Below are 22,295 nucleotides of genomic sequence, written 5' to 3'. Positions count from 1 at the left end.
CGCGCCGCCCCCGGCCCGCCGTTGACCTGCGCCGCGATTTGGCGGTGCTTGCCATGATGGGGCCGTGAGCGGACCAGAACGCGCCCCCGGGCCGGACGAGGCGCACAGCCCGGCCGAGCCCGCCAAGGCGTCCGGGGCGTCCGGGGCGGGCCCCGCGCGGGGATGGCGGCGGCCCGACGCGTCCATGTCGCTGCTGTCCGACCTGTTCGCCGGCAAGGTCCTGGACCCCGGGTACACCGAGGCCGCCGCCCGCCGCGCCGCCGAGGGCGCCGCCCCGGCCCCGCGCCGCGGCCGGCTCGGGGGCGCCGGCGTGCTGTTCGTCCTGACACTGGTCGGCGTGCTGGTCGCGGTGACCGGCGCCGAGGTGCGGCGCAGCGAGCCGGTCGCCGCCGAGCAGCGGTCCCGGCTCGTCCACGAGATCCGGGCCCGCACCGGCGAGAGCGACGAGCTCCAGCGGCGGCTGGACCGGCTGCGGGCCGAGACCGAGCGGGCGCGGGCCGTGGCCCTGGCCCGCAGCACCGCGGGACGGCACGCGCGCGAGGACCTCGCCGCCGCGGGCGCCGCCGCCGCGGCCACCCCCGCGTCCGGCCCCGCCTTCGTCGTCACCCTCGACGACGCCCCGCGCCCCGGCCGGGACGGCCGGGGCGCCGAGGACGGCCGGGTCTATGATCAGGATCTCCAGATCCTGGTGAACGGGCTCTGGGCGGCCGGGGCCACCGCGATCGGCGTCAACGGCCAGCGGCTCACGGCGACCACCGCGATCCGCACCGCCGGAGAGGCGATCCTGGTCGACTACCGGCCGCTGACCGGCCCGTACGAGGTGACCGCCCTCGGCGACGCCGGGGCCGTCCGGGACGCTTTCCGCGACTCCGCCGCCGACCGGCGGCTGCGCCTCCTGGAGGACCGCTACCGGATCCGGTACGAGACCCGCCGCGCGGACCGCGTGCGGCTGCCCGCCGCGGGCGCGCTGCAACCGCGGTACGCGCGGCCCCAGGAGCAGGGCGACGGGCAGGACGGCGGGAACGGGGACGGGGGCGGCCAGTGACGGGGGACACGGTGACCGGGCGAGAGGAGGGCCGAGGGTGATCGCGCTCATCGGCCTGGTGGCCGGGGTGGTGCTGGGCTTCGTGCTGGAGCCGACCGTGCCGCTGTGGCTCCAGCCCTACCTGCCGATCGCGATCGTGGCGGCGCTGGACGCCATGTTCGGCGGCGTCCGGGCCCGGCTGGAGGGGATCTTCGACGAGAAGGTGTTCGTCGTCTCCTTCGTCAGCAACACCATCATCGCCGCGCTGATCGTCTTCCTCGGCGACCAGCTCGGCGTGGGCTCCCAGCTCTCCACCGGCGTCGTGGTGGTCCTCGGCATCCGCATCTTCTCCAACGCGGCGGCCATCCGGCGGAAGCTGTTCGGCGCATGACCGCCGCGCCCGAACCGGACGACGCGCCCGCCGAACGCCCGCCGAGGGGCTTCGCGGGGCTGATCGACCTGCTGCGGCCCCGCACCACCTGGGGGCAGCTCGCCGGCGGCCTGCTGTGCCTCGTGCTGGGGTTCGCCGTGGTCGCCCAGGTGCAGTCCAACAAGCGCGACACCACCTTCGCCACCGCCCGCCAGGACGAGCTGGTGGGGGTCCTGTCCGACCTGGGCCAGCGCTCCGAGCGGCTCCGCGGCGACCTGCGCGAGCTGGAGGACACCAAGGGCGACCTCGAACGCGACGTCCAGGGCGAGACCGCGCTGGAGGAGGCGCGCAAGCGGGCGACCACCTACGGGCTGCTGGCCGGCACCCTGCCCGCCGAGGGGCCGGGCATCGAGATGCTGGTGACCGACCCGCGCACCGCCGTCCGCTCGGTGAACCTGCTGGACGGCCTCCAGGAGCTGCGCGACTCCGGGGCCGAGGTGATCCAGGTCAACGACGTCCGCGCCGGCGCCGGCACCTACTTCCTGGACGCCGCCGGCGGGATCGAGGCCGACGGCCGCCTCCTGCGGCCCCCGTACCGCTTCCTGGCCATCGGCGACCCGCACACCATGACCACGGCCCTGAACATCCCCGGTGGCGTCGTCAGGACGCTCGAGGCCGCCGGGGCCGCCGTCTCGATCACCCCGCGCACACGGATGGCCGTCAGCGCGATACGGTCTCGGTGAGGGGCGACGGGGGCGCGGGGCACCCGGTGCCGCGGACGGAGGCCGGGCCGTCACCGATGGTGACGGAACGCGGTCCGCGCGGCGGCGTAGACCTGCGATCATTGTCGAAGGTAGCTTGGGGGTCGGCCGGCAGGCCGTTCCAGTTGACCCCTCGGGTACTACCCGCGTAAGTTGCGGCAACCGTCGGGAAAGCGGGCGGCGAGTCGGACCGTGGTCGGGGGCGGGTCCCCGGCGTGGGTTGGTTGATGGATGCGCGTGGCGCAGGCGGCTCCGCCGGTACGGGGGGACGCGGGCGGCACGCCGATGGTAGGAGGCCGAGCCGATCGATGCCGAGCGTCTACTGCACGCAGTGCGGTCACGCCAACCCGGATGATGCCCGCTTCTGCTCGAACTGTGGCACTCCGCTGAGCCGGAGTGGCCCCTCGTCCCCACCTCCCCGGGAGTCCCCCGGGGAGTCCACCTCCACGATCTCTATCAAGGGCATCGAGGCGCTCGACACCGACGCCCCGGCCGCCGAGGAGCCCGCGGGTGCCGACCAGATCGCCGTGGAGGCGCTGCCCCCCGGGACGGCGCTGCTGGTGGTCAGGCGCGGGCCCAACGCCGGCAGCCGCTTCCTGCTCGACAAGGAGCGCACGTCGGCGGGCCGCCACCCCGAGAGCGACATCTTCCTGGACGACGTCACCGTGTCCCGCCGCCACGCCGAGTTCGCGGTGCAGGGCGGGGTCTTCTCCGTCAGCGACGTGGGCAGCCTCAACGGCACCTACGTCAACCGGCAGCGGATCGACCAGGCCGGCCTGTCCGGCGGCGACGAGGTCCAGATCGGCAAGTTCCGCCTGGTGTTCCTGACCAACCCGCAGCACGGCTGACCAGGCGGCCGGAGCACAGTGCGGGCAGAACGGGGGAGTACGGGGTCGCGACGATGGGTGGGGCGATGAGCGCGCAGGCAGCCCGGTCGCTGATGACGATCGGGGACGTCCTGGGGCTGCTGCGCGCGGACTTCCCGGACATCACGATCTCCAAGATCAGGTTCCTGGAGGCGGAGGGCCTGGTCGAGCCGCAGCGGAGCCCGTCCGGGTACCGCAAGTTCTGCGAGGCCGACGTCGACCGGCTCCGCTACATCCTGGCCGCCCAGCGTGACCGGTATCTCCCCCTCCGGGTGATCCGGCAGCACCTGGAGGCCCGCGACAACGGCGAGGCCGTGCCGCAGACCCCGCCCCGGCGCACCGGCGGCGAACCCGCCCCGCGCCGCGAGCGCACGCTGGTCGCGGCCGACACCACCGCCGACGAGCCCGCGGTCCGGCTCACCCGGCGCCAGCTCCTCGACGGCGCGGGCGTCGACGAGGAGATGCTGGCCCGGCTCGAGGAGTACGGGCTGGTCCGGCGCAGCGGCGCGCACTACGGAGGCGAGGCCCTCGGCGTCGCCCGCGCCGCCGCCGCGCTCGGCGCGTTCGGGCTGGAGGTCCGGCACCTGCGCACGATCAAGGCCGCGGCCGACCGGCAGGTGGCCCTGGTCGAGCAGCTGGTCGCCCCCCAGCTCCGCCGCCGCAGCCCCGGCGCCCACGAGGAGGCCGCCGAGACCGCCCGCGAGATCGCCGCGCTGTCGGTCCGGCTGCACGCCGCCCTGGTCTCCATGGGGCTCCGCGAAAGCCTCGACCCCTGATCGCGGGCCGCGGTGTTTTTTGCCCCGCCGGCGGCGCCGCGCGCCGTCCGAGGCGGGGTGTACGTTGGCTACAGGGTTCGGTCAGGAGTCGATCCGGGCACGTGGTGATCGGGAAAGCGACCAGCAGGGAGCCGCAGTGAAGCAGATGGAGGTCGTCGGCGTCCGGGTCGAGATGCCCTCCAATCAGCCGATCGTCCTGTTGAAGGAGACGGACGGCGATCGGTACCTGCCCATCTGGATCGGGGCGGTCGAGGCCACCGCGATCGCCTTCGCCCAGCAGGGCGTGCTGCCCGCGCGCCCGCTCACCCACGACCTGTTCCGCGACGTCCTCGACGCGCTGAGCGTCCAGCTGCGCACCGTCAACATCACCGCGCTCCGCGAGGGTATCTTCTTCGCCGACCTGGTCTTCTCCAACGGCGTCGAGGTCAGCGCCCGCCCCTCCGACTCCATCGCGCTGGCCCTGCGCACCGGCGCCACGATCTTCGCCAGCGAGGACGTGCTGGAGGACGCGGGCGTCGCCATCCCCGACGAGCAGGAGGACGAGGTCGAGAAGTTCCGCGAGTTCCTCGACACGATCTCCCCCGATGACTTCGGCCGCGCCGGCTGACCCTCCGCCAGGCCACCCCTCCCACAGGAGTCCGCCTCGCCGGGCCCGCTCCGGAGACTTGACACGGGAGCTTGACCCGTCCGGCCCGGCCGCCCGCCGCGGCCTTCTCGCCCGACCGGCCGCTCTGGGCTTCTCGCCCGACCCGCAGGTTCCGGCCCCGTGAGCCCCCACCGACTCCGGCGTCCGGTCTCTCGTGCGCACCCGGGCCCACCTCCGCCCTTACCTGCCGACCGGGCCCGCCCCCGGCCCTTGTGCGCCGACCGGGCCCGCCCCCCGGCCCTTGTGCGCGGACCGGGCCCGCCGTCCGGCCGGGGTGGTTTCGTCCTTGCCTTCGGCCCGGCGGCGCCCGTGTGACGCATCGGGCGTTACAGTGCGTTCCGTGCCGTCTCCGCCCTCTTCCGTCCTCTCCCGGCGTCTCCGGTCTTATCCGGGTGGCCGTCCGCCCGGCGCGTCGCGTTGACCGAGGTGGCGCGCTCACCGATGGTTTCCGGTGACCGGGGGCGTGGATTGCACGTTCGTGCTCCCCGCTGCGTGCTCGTGCATTGCCCGGGACCAGGCCGTTTCCGCTGGGTGACGACCGGGGTAGGAGTGCGTAGAGGTCGGAGGTGCGCAGTTTGCCCACGTGAAGCCGGTTCATCCGGGCATGCGACGCGCCGACGGCGAACGTTGACCACACTCTGACCGGCACCTACCGTGCTGGTGGAACACCCGTGGTGCAATCCGTCAAACCCCCTTGACGGAGCGCGGCGGGCTGATAGAAGCCGGAGGTCCGCGTGGCGGTGAGCAGCGGCGAGGGCAGGGCGACCCCCGACAGGCACATGGCGTCCCAGCGCGCCGGAGAGCAGGGCCTGCTCTTCGACACCCAGGTGTCGTCGCCGCCCGAGGACGTCGGCTACCGCGGTCCCACGGCCTGCGCGGCGGCGGGCATCACCTACCGCCAGCTCGACTACTGGGCGCGCACGGCGCTGGTGGAGCCGAGCGTCCGCGCGGCGCAGGGCTCGGGCAGCCAGCGGCTCTACAGCTTCCGCGACGTCCTGGTGCTGAAGGTCGTCAAGCGGCTGCTCGACACCGGCGTCTCGTTGCAGCAGATCCGCGTCGCGGTGTCCTGCCTGCGCGACCGCGGCGTCAACGACCTGGCGCAGATCACCCTGATGAGCGACGGCGTGAGCGTGTACGAGTGCACCTCGCCCGACGAGGTCGTCGATCTGCTCCAGGGCGGCCAGGGCGTCTTCGGCATAGCGCTCGGCCGGGTGTGGCAGGAGGTCGAGGGCAGCCTCGCCGAGCTGCCCGGCGAGAAGGCCGCTCGCGACGATGACGACGACGCGGGGCACCCGCAGGACGAGCTGGCGCACCGCCGCCGCGTCCGCAGGACCGGCTGACCCCCTCCGCGCGCCCGCGGACCGGCCCGGACGGACCTCAGATGGCCTCTTTGCGCTGGAGGTAGGCGAAGGCGGCCCAGCCGGGCAGCACCGGCAGCCACAGCGTCAGCAGGCGGTACAGCAGCACGGCCGACGTCGCCGTCTCGGCGGTGAGCCCCGAGATCGTCAGCGCCAGCGTGAGCGCGCCCTCGACCGCGCCCAGGCCGCCCGGCGTCGGCGCCGCCGAGCCGAGCGCGTTGGCGGTGAGGAAGACCACCACGACCGCGGTCCAGGGCAGCGAGCCGCCGAACGCCCGGATGCAGGAGTCCAGGCAGACCACGAAGCCGAGGGTGAGCAGCAGCGTGCCGCCCATCCCGGTGCACAGCTTCTTCGGCGACTGGAGCACGTCCACCAGGCGCGGCACCACCCCGGAGAACATCGCCTTCAGCCGTCCGGTCACCACCCGCCGCACCCGCCGGATGGTCAGGGCCGCCCCGACCAGGACCGCCACCGCCAGCAGCACGATGACGATCTTGCGGGACGGGGCCAGGTCGCGGGTGGCGGTGTGGGTCGAACCGGTGATGAACCCGAAGATGATCAGCAGCAGGATGTGCGTGATCATGCTCATCAGCTGGGACGCGCCGACGCTCGCCACCGCTGGGCCGGGACGGACCCCCGAGCGCTGGAGGTAGCGGGTGTTCATCGCCACGCCGCCGACCGCGGCGGGCGCGACCAGCTTGACGAACGAGGCCGCCACCTGGACCAGCACCGTGCGCCCCAGGTGCAGCCGCTCGGGCACGAAGCCCATCAGCATGAACGCCGCCGCCAGGTAGGTGACCGCCGCGGCGCCGAGCGCCACCGCGACCCACCACCAGGTCGCGCTGGTCACCAGCTCCTTCAGGTCGACGCTGCTGAGCTGGGGGAAGACGATGTAGGCGGCGATCGTCAGCGCCACGATGCTGACGATCGTGCGGGGCCGGAACCGCTCCACCCGGATCGGCGCGGCCTCGGTCTCGGGCTTCAGCCGGACGATCTGCTCGCGGATCCGGGAGAGCAGATCCCGGTCGTGCCGGAGCGCCGACCGGGTGGCGCGTGACAGCGCCACCCGCTGGAGCAGCGGCACGGCCGAGGCCAGCGCCTCCTCGCCCAGCACCGCCGCCGCGCCGGCGACGGCGCGCTCGGGCCCGGTGCGCAGCGCCAGGGTGGTCAGCAGCTGCGCCAGGTCGAGCCGCAGCGCCAGGTCGCCCGCCGAGATCTCCCCGGCCCGCAGGTCGGTGATGTAGGCCAGGCCGTCGTCGCCGACGAGGATCGCCTCGCCCTCCAGCCGGCGGTGCGCGAGGCGGCTCGCCTGGAGCCGCTGGAACTGCCGCCACACGTCGGAGAGCAGCGCGTCGGTGAGGTCGTCGTCGGGCACCGCGCCGAGCGGGCGGCCGGGCACCTGGGCGTAGGCGAGCAGCGCCGCCTGGGTGCCCACCTCCGCGGTCCCGACCAGCCGGGGCGTGCGGGCGCCCGAGGCGTCCACCGCGTACGCCATGAGCGACTCCTGCTCCAGGGAGCGGCGCAGCGACCGCAGCGCCCGCCCGGTGGTCGCCCCGCGCAGCCGCAGCAGCCGCCAGATCCGGTAGAAGAGCCCGGCGCTCTGTTGGTCGCGGTCGAGCACCCGCACCTCGAGCCGTTGCCCGGCGCCGGACGGCCCGTGCCCGTTCCCGGCGGCGGCGAGGCCGTCGCCGCCGGGCGCGGCGTCCGGCGCGGGCCCGAGGGTGACGGCGTAGCGGCGCGGGTCGTCGGCGTTGACCGGCAGGTCGTCGTCGCAGAGGCTGCGGGCGCGGACGGGCCGCAGCCCGATCCGTTCCAGCGCGGCGACCACGGCGGCGCCGGGCGGCCTCGGGTTGGGCGTGCCGACGGCGTACAGGGTGCCGTGCCCGATGGCCCGGCCGAGGAGGTAGGTGGCGGCGAGCGCGGCGACCGAGGCGTAGGCGGCGGTCAGGCCGGTCAGCGCGGCCAGCCCGATCATCGTCCAGGTGGCGGCCTGCCAGCGGGCCCGGCCGGTCATCCCGACCGCGCTGACGAACGCGATCACCGGCGCGATGTCGGTGTGCACCGGCGCGGTCTCGGTGCCGCCCCAGATCAGCGAGTCGAGCACCCCGCCCGGCGCGGCCGGGACCACCCAGTCGTCCAGCACGACGGTGAGCCCGAACGCGATCACCGCGGCCAGCAGCGCGATCGCGACCCGCATCCCGTCCTTGTGCAGCAGCCGCTCGACCGCGAACGCGACCGGCACCGCCAGGACGCCGAAGCTGGAGGCCAGCGTCGCCAGGGACAGCAGCAGCCGCGGGGCGTGCGCGGTGCCCTCGGCGATGTCGGTCTGGAGCCCGTGCGTGGTCTGCTGGGCGATGGACACCAGCAGCATGATCGCGGCCAGCCCGGCGAGGGCGGCCGCGAAGCGGATCGCGTCGGCGGGGCGGCGGATCCGGTCGGGGCGGGGCGGCTCGTCCACGGGCACGGCGGACACCGTGTTCGGCCCGGTCGGGGCCGTCTCGCCGCGGGTCCGCGTCACACCGCACCGCCGTCGGGGCCTGTCACTGTGATCAGCGTCCCAGATCCGGCGGCGCGGCGTCGACCCGGCCGCGCGCGTCCACCCGGCTCACATCCCCCTCGTCGTCCCGTGCCCAGGCCCCGTTCCTCGCCGTGAGCTGTGGATATCGTACTTGTCAGGCGAACCGCGGGGGGAAGGGCGAACGGCCGCCGGGCCGGCGGCGAACGGGTGGCGAACGGGTGGCGGGACGGTGCGCCCCGGCCCCGGCGGCGGGGTGGGGGCGCCACGATCGTCCGGCCCGCGGGTTGGGTAGGGTCGTATCGGACATGCCGTCGACCCTGTGCGGGAGAGATCCCACGCCGCCAGCGTGGGACGCCGAAGGGGCAACCTCCCCGGAACCTCTCAGGCAAAAAGGACCGCTCGGGCGAGGCACCTCTGGAAAGCAGGCGCGTCCCTCCATGGGAACGCCGCCTCACCGAAGGGGAAACCCCGCCAGGCGGGTGAAGCTCTCAGGTGCCGATGACAGAGGGGGAGACCTGCCGCCGGCCCGCGGAGGCCGGCGGTGGCCCTGAGCGACCGCAGCAGCCCAGGAGGCTCCCCGAATGACAGCCCAGTACTTCGCGCCGGTGGCGTCGCCGCAGAATCCCCGTTCGACCTTCGCCGACCGGCACATCGGGCCGTCCCCGGCCGACCGGGACCGGATGCTCGCGGCCATCGGCTACTCGGGCCCCGAAGAGCTGATCGACGCCGCGGTGCCCGCCGCGATCCGCGCCGCCGGCCCGCTGGACCTGCCGCCCGCGCTGAGCGAGACCGCCGCGCTCGCCCGGCTGCGCGAGCTGGCCGCGCGCAACACCGTGCTCACCTCCATGATCGGCCTCGGCTACCACGGCACGATCACCCCCGGCGTGATCCTGCGCAACGTGATGGAGAACCCCGGCTGGTACACCGCCTACACCCCGTACCAGCCGGAGATCTCCCAGGGCCGGCTGGAGGCGCTGCTCAACTTCCAGACCGTGGTGGCCGACCTCACCGGCCTGCCCGTCGCCAACGCCTCGATGCTGGACGAGGGGACCGCCGCCGCCGAGGCCATGGCGCTCGCGCACCGGCTGTCCAAGCGCAAGGACCCGGGCACCTTCCTGGTGGACGCCGACGCGCTCCCGCAGACGATCGAGGTCGTACGGACCCGCGCGGTCCCGCTCGGCATCGAGGTGGTCACCGCCGACCTGTCCGGCGGGCTGCCCGAAGGCGACTTCTTCGGCGTGCTGCTCCAGTACCCGGGCGTGTCGGGAGCCGTCCGCGACCTGGAGCCGGCCATCGCGCAGGCGCACGAGCGCGGCGCCCAGGCGGTCGTGGCCGCCGATCTGCTCGCGCTGACGCTGCTGCGCCCGCCCGGCGAGTCCGGCGCCGACATCGTCGTCGGCTCGGCGCAGCGGTTCGGCGTCCCGTACGGGTTCGGCGGGCCGCACGCCGGCTACATGGCCGTCCGCGAGGGCATCCAGCGGCAGCTCCCCGGCCGCCTGGTCGGCGTGTCGGTCGACGCCTCGGGCGCGACCGCCTACCGGCTGGCGCTCCAGACCCGCGAGCAGCACATCCGCCGCGAGAAGGCCACCAGCAACATCTGCACCGCCCAGGTCCTGCTCGCGGTGATGGCGAGCATGTACGCCGTCTACCACGGCCCTGAGGGCCTGGCCGCGATCGCCCAGCGCGTCCACGGCCACGCGGCCACGCTGGCCGCCGGGCTCGAGGGTCCGGACGTGGAGATCGTCCACCGCGCGTTCTTCGACACGGTGCTGGCCCGCGTGCCGGGACGCGCCGCGGGCATCGTCGCGCGCGCCCGCGAGCTGGAGATCAACCTCCGGCTGGTGGACGACGACCACGTCGCCGTCGCGTGCGACGAGACCACCACCCACGAGCACGTCGCGCTGGTGCGGCGGGCGTTCGGCCTGGACGGCGCGGTGCCGGCCGGGTCCGGCGCGGACGGCCTGGCGTTCCTCAGGCGCGAGAGCCCGTACCTGACCCACCCGGTGTTCCACGCCCACCGCTCCGAGACCGCGATGCTGCGCTACCTGCGCCGCCTCCAGGACAAGGACATCGCGCTCGACCGGTCGATGATCCCGCTCGGCTCCTGCACGATGAAGCTGAACGCGACCTCGGAGATGGAGCCGGTCACCTGGCCGGAGTTCGCCGATCTCCACCCGTTCGCCCCGGTCGAGCAGGCCGCCGGCTACCTGGAGCTGATCGGCGAGCTGGAGGACCGGCTCGCCGAGATCACCGGGTACGCCCGGGTGTCGGTGCAGCCCAACGCCGGCTCGCAGGGCGAGCTGGCCGGGCTGCTGGCGATCCGCGGCTACCACGCCTCGCGCGGCCAAACGGACCGCACCGTCTGCCTGATCCCCTCGTCGGCGCACGGCACCAACGCCGCCAGCGCCGTGATGGCGGGGATGCGGGTGGTCGTGGTGAAGTGTGACGACGGCGGCAACATCGACATGGCCGACCTGCACGCCAAGCTCGCCAAGCACGGGGACGAGCTGGCCGCGATCATGGTGACCTACCCGTCCACGCACGGCGTGTTCGAGGAGACCATCTCCGACGTCTGCGCGGCCGTGCACGAGGCGGGCGGCCAGGTCTACGTCGACGGGGCCAACCTCAACGCGCTGGTCGGCCTCGCCCGGCCCGGCGACTTCGGCTCCGACGTCTCCCACCTCAACCTGCACAAGACGTTCTGCATCCCGCACGGCGGCGGCGGCCCCGGCGTCGGCCCGGTCGGCGTCCGCGAGCACCTGGCGCCGTTCCTGCCGAGCCACCCGCTGCGCGCCGAGGCCGGCCCCGCCGGGACCGGGGTCGGGCCGATCTCGGCCGCGCCGTGGGGCTCGGCGGGCATCCTGCCGATCTCCTGGGCCTACATCGCGATGATGGGCCCGGACGGGCTGCGCGCCGCGTCCGAGGGCGCGATCATCGGCGCCAACTACCTGGCCGCCCGGCTCGCCCCGCACTTCCCGATCCTGTACACCGGCCGCAACGGCCTGGTCGCGCACGAGTGCATCGCCGACCTGCGCAAGATCACCAAGGAGACCGGGATCACCGCCGAGGACGTGGCCAAGCGGCTGATCGACTACGGCTTCCACGCTCCGACGCTGTCCTTCCCGGTGGCCGGCACCCTGATGATCGAGCCCACCGAGAGCGAGGACCTGGCCGAGCTCGACCGGTTCGCCGAGGCCATGATTGCGATCCGCGGGGAGATCCAGCGGGTCGCGGACGGCGGCCACGACCCCGACGACAACCCGCTGAAGAACGCGCCGCACACCGCCGTGGCCCTCGTCACCGAGGACTGGAAGCACCCCTACACACGCGATGAGGCCGCCTACCCGCTGCCGTCGCTGCGCGAGGGCAAGTACTGGCCGCCGGTCGGCCGGATCGACCAGGCCTACGGCGACCGCAACCTGGTGTGCTCCTGCCCGCCGCCCGAGGCGTTCGAGGACTGAGCCGCGGGCCCGGCGCGTCCCGCCGCGTCCCGCCCGGTGGGGCGCGGCGGGACGCGGCGGCCGTCCCCAATCGTGATCTTGACTGCCGGGTTGACCCGCGCCGTCGCGAGACGCGGGCGGGCCGGGTCGCTAGGCTCTCCGCAGACCCCGACCCCCAGAGGGCAGAAGACCGATGACCAAGTCCCCGGACGCGGCGTCCGCCGCCGACGACCCGGCGAGCCTGTGCGATGAGGCCCGGCGCCTCGCCGAGGACGGCGAGGCCGAGCGGGCCTCCGCCCTGTTCGAGCGGGTGCTCGCGCTGGGCGAGACCCCCTACCGGGCCCGCGCGGCGCTCGGGCTCGCGGTCCTCCTCGACGACGCGGGCGACGTGGCGGGCGCCCGCGCCGCCGACGACGCCGCCATCGCGACCGGGGATCCCGAGTACGGCCCGCGCGCGGCCTACCACCTGGCGCTCACCCACGAGCGGGCCGGGGAGCACGACCGGGCCGGGCCCGCCTGGCGGGCCGTGGTCGGCTTCGGCAACCCGGCCTACCTGCCCCCGGCGCACCTGGCGCTGGCCCGGCTCGCCGACGACGCCGGCGAGTTCGAGGCCGCGCGCGGCCACTGGGAGGACGCGATCGCGACCGGGGACGCCGAGTACGGCTCCCTCGCCGCGCACGACCTCGCCCAGCGGCTGCTGGAGCGCGGCGAGGCCGCCCGCGCCCAGCGGATCCTCACCGCGGGCCTGAAGCTGATCGACCGCGGCACCGCCCCGTACGCCTACGCGCGGCTCGCCGTCGCGCTCGGCATCGCCTGCCTCGACCAGGCGATCGGCGCGTTCGGCGCCGCTCTCGGCGAGGACGGCACGCCCGCCGACGCCGAGGTGGGCCCGCTCGCCACCGAACTGCTCGCCCGGACGCTGCCGCTGCGCGGCCGTGGCGCCGAGGCGAGGGAGGTGTGGCGCCGGGGCCTGGCCGATCCCGGGGTGGCCGCGCACGTGCGGGCCCGGCTCCGCCGCGACTTCGGCGGCGACGAGGACGAGGCCGACCCCGCCGACCTGTGGTGGGAGCCCGTGGTCGAGCAGTCCGTCTCCGACGGCACCCTGCCGGCCCTGACCGGCGAGGCGTTCGGGGCCCTCGACCACATGTACGCGCTGCTGGCCGTCCGGTACGCCGAGGGTCCGGGGGAGCGTCCCCCGGACCAGACCCACGAGCTGCTCGGCGGCGCCGTCCGCGTACCGAGCGACTACGCCTGGGGCCCGCTGCTGCACGAGAGCTTCGCCGAGCGGCTCCGGCTGGCGATGGGCGCCCCCGCCCAGGCCCTCCCGCCCGGCTGGCCCGACGCCTAGGCCGTGTTTCCAAACGCCCGGCCCGGCGTTCTCGCCTAGGGCTCGGACGCCGACCGTGCTTGGGCGAGCGCGACATCGCTTCGCGATCTGGCCGGTGAGGGCTCGCCTCCGGCTTCGCCCCGCCGGCCAGGTAACGCGCTCGCCGACGGCCGAAGCACTTTGAGACAGGACCTAGCCGGCGAGGTCGCGATGGGCGACCACCTTGCCGATCCGCACCCGCACCAGGTACTCGCCGGGCACCGCGTTGCGGGTGCCGAACTCCTCGGCCCGGTCCGCGCCCATGTAGCGCTCGCCGATCCTGGTGGCCCACTCCAGCTTCTCGGCGTGCTCGTCGATGAGCGTCGCCTCGCCCTGGATCGCCACGTAGGAGTACGGCGGGACCTGGTCGTCCACGGAGATCGACACCCTGGGGTCGCGCTTCAGGGCGCGGCCCTTGATGGTCTCCTTGCCGGTGTTGAACACCAGGTCGGGGCCGTCCAGTACGAACCAGATCGGGGTCACGTGCGGGGCGCCGTCCTTGCGGGTCACGCCGACCTTGCCGGTCCGGGTGCCCGCGGAGACGAACGCCCGCCACTCGTCCTCAGTCATTTCCCTCATGCCCCCCAGTCTGCCTCAAGCGATCTTCCTACCCGGAGGCCGGTGCGGGCGGGCCGCGGGCGGGCCGCTAGCGTGGAGGCATGGAGATCGTGACGGCGCACGGCCCCGCCGAGGCCGTCCTCGACGGGCCGGACGGCCCGGCGGGCCTGCCGTTCCTCCTGGTCCTCACGCACGGGTCGAACGGGGGAGTGGACGCCCCCGACCTGCTCGCCGTCCGCGACGTGGCGCTCGGGCTCGGCGGCGCCGTCGCACGCGTGCTCCAGCCGTTCCGCGCCGCCGGGCGGCGGGCGCCCGGCCCGGCGGCCAAGCAGGACGAGGCGTGGCTGGAGATCGTCGGGGCCCTCCGGCGGCGGTACGGCGACGTCCCGCTGGTGCAGGGCGGGCGCAGCAACGGCGCGCGGGTGGCGTGCCGGACGGCGCGCGAGGCGGGCGCGGCCGGCGTGATCGCGCTGGCGTTCCCGCTGCACCCCCCGGGCAAGCCGGACAAGTCGCGCGCCGGCGAACTGCGCGCGGCGGGCGTGGAGGTACTGGTGGTCAACGGCGACCGGGACCCGTTCGGGATTCCGGACGCGGCGGACGCGGCGCAGGTGGCCGTGCTCCCCGGCGAGCGGCACGACCTGGCGAAGGACCCCGCGGCGGCGGGCGCGGCGGCCGGGCCGTGGCTGCGCCGCTGGTCGGCCGGACCGCGGGTGGCTGGACGCCGGCCCGCCGGAGCGGGCCGGACGACCGCCTAGCGGCGGGGTGGAGCGCGCCTCCGGACCGGGATCGGCCCAGAGGTTCCGGGCAGGTGGCGTTGCCCCCGAGAATGATCACCCGTTCGGACTAGTCCCCGTGCGGGAACCGGTCAGGCGGCGGACGGAGCCTTCAGGTCCGTCGGCCGGTGCGGTGCGATGATCCCCCCGTTGGGCAGCAGCTCACCGGTGTCCTCGAAGAGCACGACGCCGTTGCACAGCAGGCTCCACCCCTGCTCGGGGTGGCTGGCCAGCGTCCGCGCGGCGTCGCGATCGGATCGGTCGGGAGAGGGACAGGGCGGCTGGTGCGGGCACATCGGCGTGCCTCCGGTCTCAACTACTCGGTGGTTGGTGCTTCCTCTTGTGACGCACCTCAGTGTGGAACGGTTCGCTTCATCGCGGCCATAGCCCGTTGGGACGGTTGTCCCTGGTACCGGAGTACCGGACGGCTGTGACCCGTCTCACCCCGAGGTGTCAGGCATAGCGTGCCCTCTGCGCGATATCGGGCGAAGAACGACACGCCGTCGGTTCGGTGAACTCTGCCCCGATCTTTCGGCCGGACGGCGGCGGGCCGCCCCGAGCCGCCCGCCGGGGACGCCCCTGGACGCCGCCGGGACGCCGTCCTGCCGCCGCCGGTCCCTGGGCGGAGGCCGCGTCCCCCTGTGGCCACGGGTGTGCGGTCGTTCGCCCTGGACCTGGCGGCCACGGCCCCTACGATGGCCACGCGGAGCGGGTGAAGGGGGAGGTGAGGCCGCCGTGCGGGTGGCGCTCTTCGTCGCGTGCTTCAACGACGCGCTGTTCCCCGGCACCGGCCGGGCGGTGACCGGGCTGCTGGAGCGCCTCGGCCACGAGGTCGTCTTCCCGCCGGGGCAGGGCTGCTGCGGCCAGATGCACTGGACCACCGGCTACCACCGGGAGGCCGCCGACCTCGCCCGGGGCTTCGCCGCCGCGTTCGAGGGCCGCGAGGTGGTGGTGACGCCGTCGGCGTCCTGCGCCGCGACCGTCCGCGAGGCCTTCCCGCGCATTGCGCGGGCGGCGCGCGATCCCGCGATCGCCCGCGCCGCCGAGGACCTGGCGGTCTACGAGCTGTCGGAGTTCCTGGTGGACGTCCTCGGCGTCACCGACGTCGGCGCCTACTTCCCGCACCGCGTCACCTACCATCCGACCTGCCACTCGACGCGGGGCCTGCGGGTGGGCGACCGGCCGCTGCGGCTGCTGCGCGCGGTGCGCGGCCTGGAGCTGGTCGAGCTGCCCGCCGCCGGCGAGTGCTGCGGGTTCGGCGGCACCTTCGCGCTGAAGAACGCCGACGTGTCGGTGGCGATGGTGGCCGACAAGGTCCGGCACGTCCGGGGCACGTCCGCCGACGTGGTCTGCTCGGTCGACAACTCCTGCCTGACCCACATCGGCGGGGCGCTGTCCCGGCTGCGCAGCGGCGTGCGGGTGATGCACCTGGCCGAGATCCTCGCGGAGACGGGGCCGGGATGACCCCCTCCGGACCGGCCGGCAGAGCGCCGGGCGCGGGGGACGGGCCGGTCCCGCCGCCCATGCCCAAGTTCGCGACCGCCGCCCGGGACGCCCTGGCCGACACCCGGCTGCGCCGCGGCCTGCGCAGCGCCACCGAGGCCGGACGGGCCCGGCAGGCGGGCGCCGCCGCCGAGCTGGACGACTGGGAGGCGCTCCGCGAGGCCGGACGGGCGATCAAAGACGCGGCGCTGCTCGGTCTCGACGTCCACCTGGAGGAGCTGGAGCGCGCCGTCACCGAGGCCGGCGGCACCGTGCACTGGGCGGCCGGCGCGGCCGAGGCCCGCCGCGTCGTCACCGGGCTGGTCCGGGCGACCGGCGAGACCGGGGTGCTCAAGGTCAAGCCCGCGGCGGCGCGGGAGATCGGGCTGGACGCGGCACTGGCCGCGGTGGGCGTCACCACCCACGAGACCGATCTGGCCGAGGTGATCGCCGGCCTCGGCGCCGTCCCGGACGGCCCGGACGGCCCGGACGCGCATCCCGACCCGGCGCGGATCCGCGAGCTGTTCCTGCGGGGCCTGCCCGGCGCGCCGCCGGACCTGACCGACGATCCCGCCGACCTGGTCGCGGCCGTCCGCGCCGCTCTGCGCGAGCGGTTCCTGACCGCGGGCGTCGCGGTCTGCGGCGTCGACTTCATGGTGGCCGAGACGGGCACGATGGTGCTGCTGGAGTCCGAGGGCAACGGCCGCATGTGCCTGACCCTGCCCGGCACGCTGATCGCGGTGGCCGGCATCGAGACGGTCGTGCCGTCGTGGACCGACCTGGAGGTCTTCCTCCAGTTGCTGCCCCGCTCGTCCGCCGGGGAGCGGATGACCCCGGCCGTGTCCACCTGGACGGGGATCACGCCTGGCGACGGCCCGCGCGCGTTCCACCTGGTGCTGCTCGACAACGGGCGCACCAAGGCGCTCGCCGACGAGATCGGGCGGGCCGCGCTGCGCTGCATCGGCTGCTCGGCCTGCCTGAACGTCTGCCCGGTGTACGAGCGCACTGGCGGCGTCCCCTACGGACCGGTCCACCAGGGCCCGATCGGCGCGGCGCTCACCCCCCAGCTGCGCGGTGTCAAGAGCGCGCACCACGCGTCCCTCCCGTTCGCCTCCACCTTGTGCGGGGCGTGCGCGGACGTCTGCCCGGTGAAGATCGACATCCCGGAGATCCTGGTCCACCTGCGCGGACGGGTGGTCGAGTCGCGCCGGCACCGCCCGGTGCCCTCGCCCGAGCTGCTGATGATGCGCGGGGCGGCGTGGACGCTGGGCGACCGGCGTCGCTACGAGACGGCGCTGCGGCGCGGCACTCGCTGGGCCCGGCTGTTGTCGCGCGGCGGGCGGATCCGGCGGCTGCCCGGCCTGCTCGGCACATGGAGCGACGCCCGCGACCTGCCCGCCCCACCGGCCGAGAGCTTCCGCTTCTGGTGGGCCCGCCGGCCGTCCCGCGCGCGCGGCGGGCGCCCGTGAGCTCCCGCGACGAGGTGCTGCGGCGGGTGCGGGAGGCGATCGGCGGCGCGCGCGGCGCGGCGGCCGACGTCCCGCGAGGCTACCGCCGGCAGCTTCCCGGGCCGGGCGCCGGAGCCGATCCCGGGGCGGGCGCCGAGGGCCGGGCCGACGTGCTCGCGCTGTTCAGCGAGCGGGTCGCCGACCACCGCGCGCTTGTCCGGCACGTGAGCGCCGACGACCTGGCCACCGCCGTCGCCGCCGCGCTGTGGGGGAGGGAGGCCAAGCGGATCATCGTCCCGGCCGACCTGCCGTTCGGATGGCTGTCGGAGCTGGACGGGGTGCGCGCGCTCGCCGACTCGCCCGCGACCGACCTGGAGACCCTCGGCGACGTGGACGGCGTGGTGACCGGCTGCGCGGTGGCGGTCGCGCAGACCGGCACGGTCGTGCTGGACGCCGGGCGCGCCCAGGGACGCCGGGCGCTCACGCTGGTGCCCGGCTACCACCTGTGCGTGGTGCACGCCGACCAGATCGTCGGGACCGTCCCGGAGGCGATCGGGCGCCTCGACCCGCGCCGTCCGCTCACCTGGATCAGCGGCCCGTCGGCGACCCGCGGCATCGGCGCGTCCCGGGTGGAGGGCGTGCACGGCCCCCGCCTGCTGGAGGTGCTCGTCGTCGAGGACTGACCGCGCCCCGCGATGTCCGGCGGGCGGACGGCGCAGGGGGCGGCCTGGAAGGCAGGCGGCGGTCTGGAAGGCGGCGGTGGTCAGCGGGCGGCGACGCCCGCGAGGACGAGGTCGAGGCCGGCGACGAAGCGGGCGTCCCAGTCGACCGGCCCCTCGGGGAGGGGCGGGACGCCCTCGGCCGTGCCGCGCACCTCCAGCGCCGCGTGCCCGATCACGTACCCGAGCAGCGTGTGCGCCGCGACGGCGGCCTTGGCCTCGGTGACGCCGCCCTGCCGCAGCAGCTCCTGGATCGAGGCGGCGGTCGGGACGAGGGCCACCGGGTTGCGCCGGGTGACCACCAGCGGCAGCACCCCGGCGTGGGCGAGCAGCCGCTCGCGGTAGGCGCCCGCCCATTCACGCAGCGCGCGATGCCAGCTCGCGCTGCTGTGCGTCTCGGCCGGGATGGCGGCGACGTGCTCGACCAGGCCGTCCAGGAGCTGCTCTTTGCCGCGGGGGAGGTGGTGGTAGATCGCCATGGCCTCGACCTCCAGCGCGTCACCGAGCCTGCGCATGGTGAGCCGGCCGAGTCCCTGGCCGTCGATGATCTGGAGGGCGGCCTCGATGATCCGCTCGATGGAGAGCGGCGGGCGGTGCTGCGCGTTGATGCTGGGCTGACGGACCATAAGTGATCACCTTACTGCGTAAAGGGCCGGAGTTTGGTGTCCCCTGGCACAACACGCCGGGCGCCGCGCGTACCCTTGCCTGGATCGCGTCTTGAAGATCGGAACGTTGAGGAGCACCGCCATGTCGCTGGGCCGCCGGGTGAGCAAGGACGTCGCAGAGCCGTATGAGGCCGACCGGCGGCTGGCCGCGACCTACCGGGACCGGCTCGCCGCCGCCACCGGGGCCGAGCACGCGCTGCGCGCCGCCCAGGCGGACGAGCGGCCCGCCGCCGAGCTCCGGCCGCTGGCCCGCACGTTCGAGGCCGCGCTGACCGAGGTGCTCGCCGCCGCCGAGGCCGGCGAGCGCGTCGAGATGGGCCCCAAGGTTTACGTCACCGGCGCCCAGGACGCCAAGGCCCGCCGCACCGCCGAGATCGCCCGCCGCCGGGCCGGGGCCCGGCACTCGGTCCGGCCGTGGACCGCCGAGGTCGACCGGCTGCGCACCGCCCGCGAGACCCACAAGCTGAGCTTCCGGCCGGGACCGGCGATCGGCGTCTGACGCCGCGGCCGGCGCGCCGGGGGGCGTGCAGCGGCCACTCGCGCGACACCACGTCACCGAGTGGCACCGGCCGCCGAACTTTGAGATTCTGCCCCCTTGGGGAACGCCGGGGCGCTCCGCGCCGACGTCGCGCGGGACCGCGACGGGCGCGCGGGACGCGCTCCGGCGAAGGGGGCCGCACACCGAGACGGTGCTCTGGACGCGGGGGGAACATTCACTTGGAGCGCACGCCGCCGGACCGGCATCGCGTCCTCGGGTCCTATGCGGACGGGGTGCGGGCGATCCGGGCGATGGCGGCCCGTGTCGACGACTGGAGCGTGCCGACCCCCTGCGCCGACTGGCAGGCCATCGACCTGGCCGGGCACCTGCGCTGCGTGGCCGAGAACTACCTGGAGTACCTCCAGGACGCGCCGGACAGTCGGCTGGCCAAGCTGTTCGCCCGGGAGGTGGCGAGCGCGGTGCTGATCCGCCAGCAGGCCCGGCAGAACGCCACCGAGCTGGCGGTGCTGCACCCCGAGCCGGGTCCGGAGCGGATCGTCGCCTTCACCGTGTCCGCCGGGGCCTACGCCGACCTGATGCCCGACATGTGGGACCGCACCCACCTGATCTACCGGGGCACCAAGTACACCGTCGGCGACCACGCGGGCGCGGCCTGCGTCGAATGGCACCTGCACGCCTGGGACCTGGCCCGCGCGGCGGGCGGCGACTACCGGCCGCGCGACCCCGAGCTGCTGGTGTCGGCCTGGCACTGGGGCGTCCCGCACCTGCCGCTCGGCGCGGGCGACCCGTGGGAGACCGTGCTCCGCTCGTCCGGCCGGTCTCCGGGCTGGCCCGCCTGACCCGGTACCGAATGCCGCATTCGGATGCCCGAAAATTGGTGATCTTGGTCCTGGGGCTTGATCACGGTCGCGATCGCCTGTTTCCTTGCCAGTGATCACTGGTGAAAGGTGGGCTTCCGTGGGGCGACGCGTCCTGTCCTTCTTGACGACCCTGGCCTTGCTGCTGGGGCTGGCGAGCCCGGCGGGCGCCGCGCCGCCCGGCCCGTCCAGTACGGCCGGCCGGCAGGGCGCGCGCGGTGGGCACGGCGCGCAGCGCGCCGCGTCCGCGCCGAAACCCCGGTCGGGCACGCCCGTCGTCGGCGACCGCTCGTCCGGGGGCCGCAACGTCAAGGCCGCGACGCCCAGGCCGGCGAGCCGCGCGCGCGCCGCGGCGGCGTTCGACGAGTCCTACGGCGACGATCAGCTGCTCACCGCGCCCACCCAGTGGTGGACGGTCAACGGCTGGACCGCCGAGCAGATCGTCGACTACGCGCGGTCGCAGGACGCGCGGATCAGCGACCTGGCCGTCCAGCCCGGCTCGCAGGTGCTGTTCACCGCGACCCTGGTCAAGAACACCGGCGCGTACTGGGTGAGCGGCTGGGGCCTCTGGTACGGCCTCACCGAGGCCGGGGTGGTCGACACGGCCAACGCCTACAGCCAGCGCCCGGTGTCGATCAGCCGGTACTGGACGTCCGACGGCTGGCGCTTCGCGGTCGCGCTGCTGGACAACACCGGCGCCGGGGCGCGCGGCTGGTGGTGGTATTACGGCGACCAGAACTACGTGATCGGCCAGCAGCAGGCGATCGGGGGCCGGGTGACCCGGGTCCGCCCGTTCGACGACGGCGGCACCCGCCGCTACGACATGCTCATGTCGGGGAGCGACCAGACGTTCTGGTGGTGGTTCGGCGGCTCCGACGGAGCGGTCAACGACCAGATCCGGCAGAACGGCGCGCGGATCGTGGACGCGAGCCGCAACGACGACGGCACCTTCAACGCGATCATGCTCCGCAACACCACCGGCTACTCGCCCGGCTGGTGGCACGGGTTCACCCACGACGAGCTGAAACAGAAGGCGCTGCGGATGGGCGGCCGGCTGATCACCGCCCAGGGGTACACCGAGAACGGCCGTGAGCGGTTCATCGGGACGATGAGCAGGGAGGCGGCCAGTGGCACCCCGCTCGCCACGGCGATGGTGCAGAACACCGTGGTGCACACCGCGCTCGCGCACGGCGGCGGGGCCGTCGCCGAGCTGAGCGATTCCACCCTCGGCAAGATCGGCTACGCGTTCGGCACCACGGTGGACGCCCGGGTCCGCATCGCCAGCGTCTCCAAGACCTTCGCCGCCGCCGAGCTGATGAAGCTGGCCGCGGCGGGCACGGTGTCGCTGGACGCCCCGGTCTCCACCTACCTGCCGGGCGTCAACGGGGGCGGCTCGATCACGCTGCGGATGCTCCTGCGGCACACCAGCGGCCTGTACAACTTCACCGAGGACCAGCCCGACTTCGCCACCACGATGACCCAGGGGTTCACCTACGCGCAGCTCCTGGAGATCGTGAACCGGCACGCCCCGGTGTTCGCCCCGGGCGCCCGCTACAGCTACTCCAACAGCAACTACCTGGTCATCGGCATGATCATCGAGCGGCTCACCGGGCGCTCCTACTCCGACGCGGTCTTCCGCGACATCATCGGCCCGCTCGGGCTGTCCGCCACGTCCGTGCCGTCCGACACCGCGATCTCCTCGGTGCGGCTGCGCGGCTACTGGTGGGACCCGGCGGCGTCCGACGCGGTGGAGGTGACCGGGCAGAACGCCTCGCGCTGGGCCACCGGCGGCCAGATGATCTCCAGCGTCTCCGACCTCAACACCTTCTACAAGGCCCTGCTGAGGGGTTCGGTCACCGGCGCGGCCGGAGCGAACGAGATGAAGAGCAGCCTGGTCTACAGCGGAGTGGGCAGCAAGTACGCGGGCCTCGGCATCTTCCGGACCACCTGGTGCGGCAAGAACGTCTACTGGCACGACGGCAGCATCCCCGGGTACCGGACCTGGTCGGTCCACTCCGAGGACGGCTCGCGCAGCCTGAGCTGGGCCTACTCCGACCAGCGCCGCGCCGACGACGTGGACTTCGACGACGAGTTCATCCAGGACGTGTTCTGCTACCTGTGAACCGTCCCCGAGGGCGGGCCCCGGGCCCGCCCTCCCCGGCGGGCGGA

General features: G+C 74.7%; 20 protein-coding genes and 2 riboswitches. Of the genes, 16 read left to right on the top strand and 4 right to left on the bottom strand.

Annotated elements, in window-relative coordinates:
* The first annotated feature begins 64 nt into the window (after window positions 1–64).
* The 7 genes from OHA34_RS04755 to OHA34_RS04725 all read left to right on the top strand — a co-directional run bounded on the left by OHA34_RS04755 (window position 65) and on the right by OHA34_RS04725 (window position 5,783).
* On the top strand, window positions 65–1,045 hold the full coding sequence (locus tag OHA34_RS04755) for a DUF881 domain-containing protein (RefSeq protein ID WP_285943046.1): 981 nt from the start codon (window positions 65–67) through the stop codon (window positions 1,043–1,045).
* A gap of 37 nt (window positions 1,046–1,082) precedes the next feature.
* The gene (locus OHA34_RS04750; protein WP_285943048.1) at window positions 1,083–1,415 is read left to right on the top strand and encodes a small basic family protein; all 333 of its coding nucleotides are present in this window, start codon (window positions 1,083–1,085) and stop codon (window positions 1,413–1,415) included.
* Window positions 1,412–2,137, top strand: a complete 726-nt coding sequence (locus OHA34_RS04745; protein ID WP_285943050.1) for a DUF881 domain-containing protein — start codon at window positions 1,412–1,414, stop codon at window positions 2,135–2,137. The genes OHA34_RS04750 and OHA34_RS04745 overlap by 4 nt, the downstream gene beginning before the upstream one ends.
* A gap of 326 nt (window positions 2,138–2,463) precedes the next feature.
* A complete protein-coding gene (locus OHA34_RS04740; RefSeq protein ID WP_285943051.1) occupies window positions 2,464–3,003 on the top strand; it encodes an FHA domain-containing protein in 540 nt (179 codons plus the stop codon).
* 65 nt (window positions 3,004–3,068) lie between these two features.
* A complete protein-coding gene (gene ftsR, locus OHA34_RS04735; protein ID WP_285943053.1) occupies window positions 3,069–3,797 on the top strand; it encodes a transcriptional regulator FtsR in 729 nt (242 codons plus the stop codon).
* 136 nt (window positions 3,798–3,933) lie between these two features.
* Entirely contained in the window at window positions 3,934–4,404 is a 471-nt protein-coding gene (locus OHA34_RS04730; protein ID WP_285943054.1) for a bifunctional nuclease family protein, read from the top strand.
* 773 nt (window positions 4,405–5,177) lie between these two features.
* On the top strand, window positions 5,178–5,783 hold the full coding sequence (locus tag OHA34_RS04725) for a MerR family transcriptional regulator (RefSeq protein WP_285943056.1): 606 nt from the start codon (window positions 5,178–5,180) through the stop codon (window positions 5,781–5,783).
* A 37-nt stretch (window positions 5,784–5,820) separates the two neighbouring features.
* Here OHA34_RS04725 and OHA34_RS04720 read toward each other — a convergent pair whose 3' ends face one another.
* A complete protein-coding gene (locus OHA34_RS04720) occupies window positions 5,821–8,265 on the bottom strand; it encodes a lysylphosphatidylglycerol synthase transmembrane domain-containing protein (protein ID WP_285943058.1) in 2,445 nt (814 codons plus the stop codon).
* Between the two features lie 366 nt (window positions 8,266–8,631).
* A riboswitch (glycine riboswitch) is annotated at window positions 8,632–8,727 on the top strand.
* Window positions 8,728–8,834, top strand: a riboswitch (glycine riboswitch).
* Window positions 8,835–8,900: 66 nt separating this feature from the next.
* On the opposite strand from OHA34_RS04720, the gene gcvP reads away from it, so the two are divergent.
* Window positions 8,901–11,780 (top strand): aminomethyl-transferring glycine dehydrogenase, encoded by a 2,880-nt coding sequence (gene gcvP, locus OHA34_RS04715; RefSeq protein WP_329520817.1) that lies wholly within the window; start codon window positions 8,901–8,903, stop codon window positions 11,778–11,780.
* 172 nt (window positions 11,781–11,952) lie between these two features.
* On the top strand, window positions 11,953–13,107 hold the full coding sequence (locus tag OHA34_RS04710; protein ID WP_285943061.1) for a tetratricopeptide repeat protein: 1,155 nt from the start codon (window positions 11,953–11,955) through the stop codon (window positions 13,105–13,107).
* Between the two features lie 171 nt (window positions 13,108–13,278).
* Here OHA34_RS04710 and OHA34_RS04705 read toward each other — a convergent pair whose 3' ends face one another.
* Window positions 13,279–13,704 carry a PPOX class F420-dependent oxidoreductase gene (locus tag OHA34_RS04705; protein ID WP_285943062.1) on the bottom strand — a complete coding sequence of 142 codons (426 nt, stop codon included), beginning with the start codon at window positions 13,702–13,704 and terminating at the stop codon, window positions 13,279–13,281.
* 80 nt (window positions 13,705–13,784) lie between these two features.
* Here OHA34_RS04705 and OHA34_RS04700 point away from each other — a divergent pair, with 80 nt between their 5' ends.
* Window positions 13,785–14,438, top strand: coding sequence for an alpha/beta hydrolase family protein (locus OHA34_RS04700; protein WP_329520816.1), 654 nt, complete (start codon window positions 13,785–13,787; stop codon window positions 14,436–14,438).
* 110 nt (window positions 14,439–14,548) lie between these two features.
* Here OHA34_RS04700 and OHA34_RS04695 read toward each other — a convergent pair whose 3' ends face one another.
* A complete protein-coding gene (locus OHA34_RS04695; RefSeq protein WP_285943064.1) occupies window positions 14,549–14,752 on the bottom strand; it encodes a DUF5999 family protein in 204 nt (67 codons plus the stop codon).
* A 439-nt stretch (window positions 14,753–15,191) separates the two neighbouring features.
* Here OHA34_RS04695 and OHA34_RS04690 point away from each other — a divergent pair, with 439 nt between their 5' ends.
* From OHA34_RS04690 to OHA34_RS04680, 3 genes are read left to right on the top strand one after another with little or no spacing between them, the layout of a single operon-like run.
* Window positions 15,192–15,920 (top strand): (Fe-S)-binding protein, encoded by a 729-nt coding sequence (locus OHA34_RS04690; RefSeq protein WP_285943065.1) that lies wholly within the window; start codon window positions 15,192–15,194, stop codon window positions 15,918–15,920.
* 59 nt (window positions 15,921–15,979) lie between these two features.
* On the top strand, window positions 15,980–17,407 hold the full coding sequence (locus OHA34_RS04685; RefSeq protein ID WP_329522374.1) for a lactate utilization protein B: 1,428 nt from the start codon (window positions 15,980–15,982) through the stop codon (window positions 17,405–17,407).
* Window positions 17,404–18,069: a LutC/YkgG family protein gene (locus OHA34_RS04680; RefSeq protein WP_285943067.1), complete on the top strand. Its 666-nt coding sequence runs from the start codon at window positions 17,404–17,406 to the stop codon at window positions 18,067–18,069. Before OHA34_RS04685 ends, OHA34_RS04680 begins: the two co-directional genes overlap by 4 nt.
* Before the next feature lie 80 nt (window positions 18,070–18,149).
* Here the strand turns inward: OHA34_RS04680 and OHA34_RS04675 are convergent, their stop codons facing one another.
* Window positions 18,150–18,731, bottom strand: coding sequence for a TetR/AcrR family transcriptional regulator C-terminal domain-containing protein (locus tag OHA34_RS04675; protein ID WP_329520815.1), 582 nt, complete (start codon window positions 18,729–18,731; stop codon window positions 18,150–18,152).
* A 121-nt stretch (window positions 18,732–18,852) separates the two neighbouring features.
* On the opposite strand from OHA34_RS04675, the gene OHA34_RS04670 reads away from it, so the two are divergent.
* From OHA34_RS04670 to OHA34_RS04660, 3 genes are all read left to right on the top strand, one after another.
* Complete coding sequence (locus OHA34_RS04670) at window positions 18,853–19,269, top strand: plectin (protein WP_329520814.1); 417 nt, start codon at window positions 18,853–18,855, stop codon at window positions 19,267–19,269.
* 218 nt (window positions 19,270–19,487) lie between these two features.
* Window positions 19,488–20,108 (top strand): maleylpyruvate isomerase N-terminal domain-containing protein, encoded by a 621-nt coding sequence (locus tag OHA34_RS04665; protein WP_285943072.1) that lies wholly within the window; start codon window positions 19,488–19,490, stop codon window positions 20,106–20,108.
* A gap of 118 nt (window positions 20,109–20,226) precedes the next feature.
* Window positions 20,227–22,248, top strand: a complete 2,022-nt coding sequence (locus OHA34_RS04660) for a serine hydrolase domain-containing protein (protein ID WP_285943074.1) — start codon at window positions 20,227–20,229, stop codon at window positions 22,246–22,248.
* Window positions 22,249–22,295 lie beyond the last annotated feature (47 nt).

Origin of the sequence: Spirillospora sp. NBC_01491, assembly GCF_036227065.1 — a bacterium.
GTDB lineage: Bacteria > Actinomycetota > Actinomycetes > Streptosporangiales > Streptosporangiaceae > Spirillospora > Spirillospora xylanilytica.
This window is presented reverse-complemented; position numbering and strand designations above follow the sequence as displayed.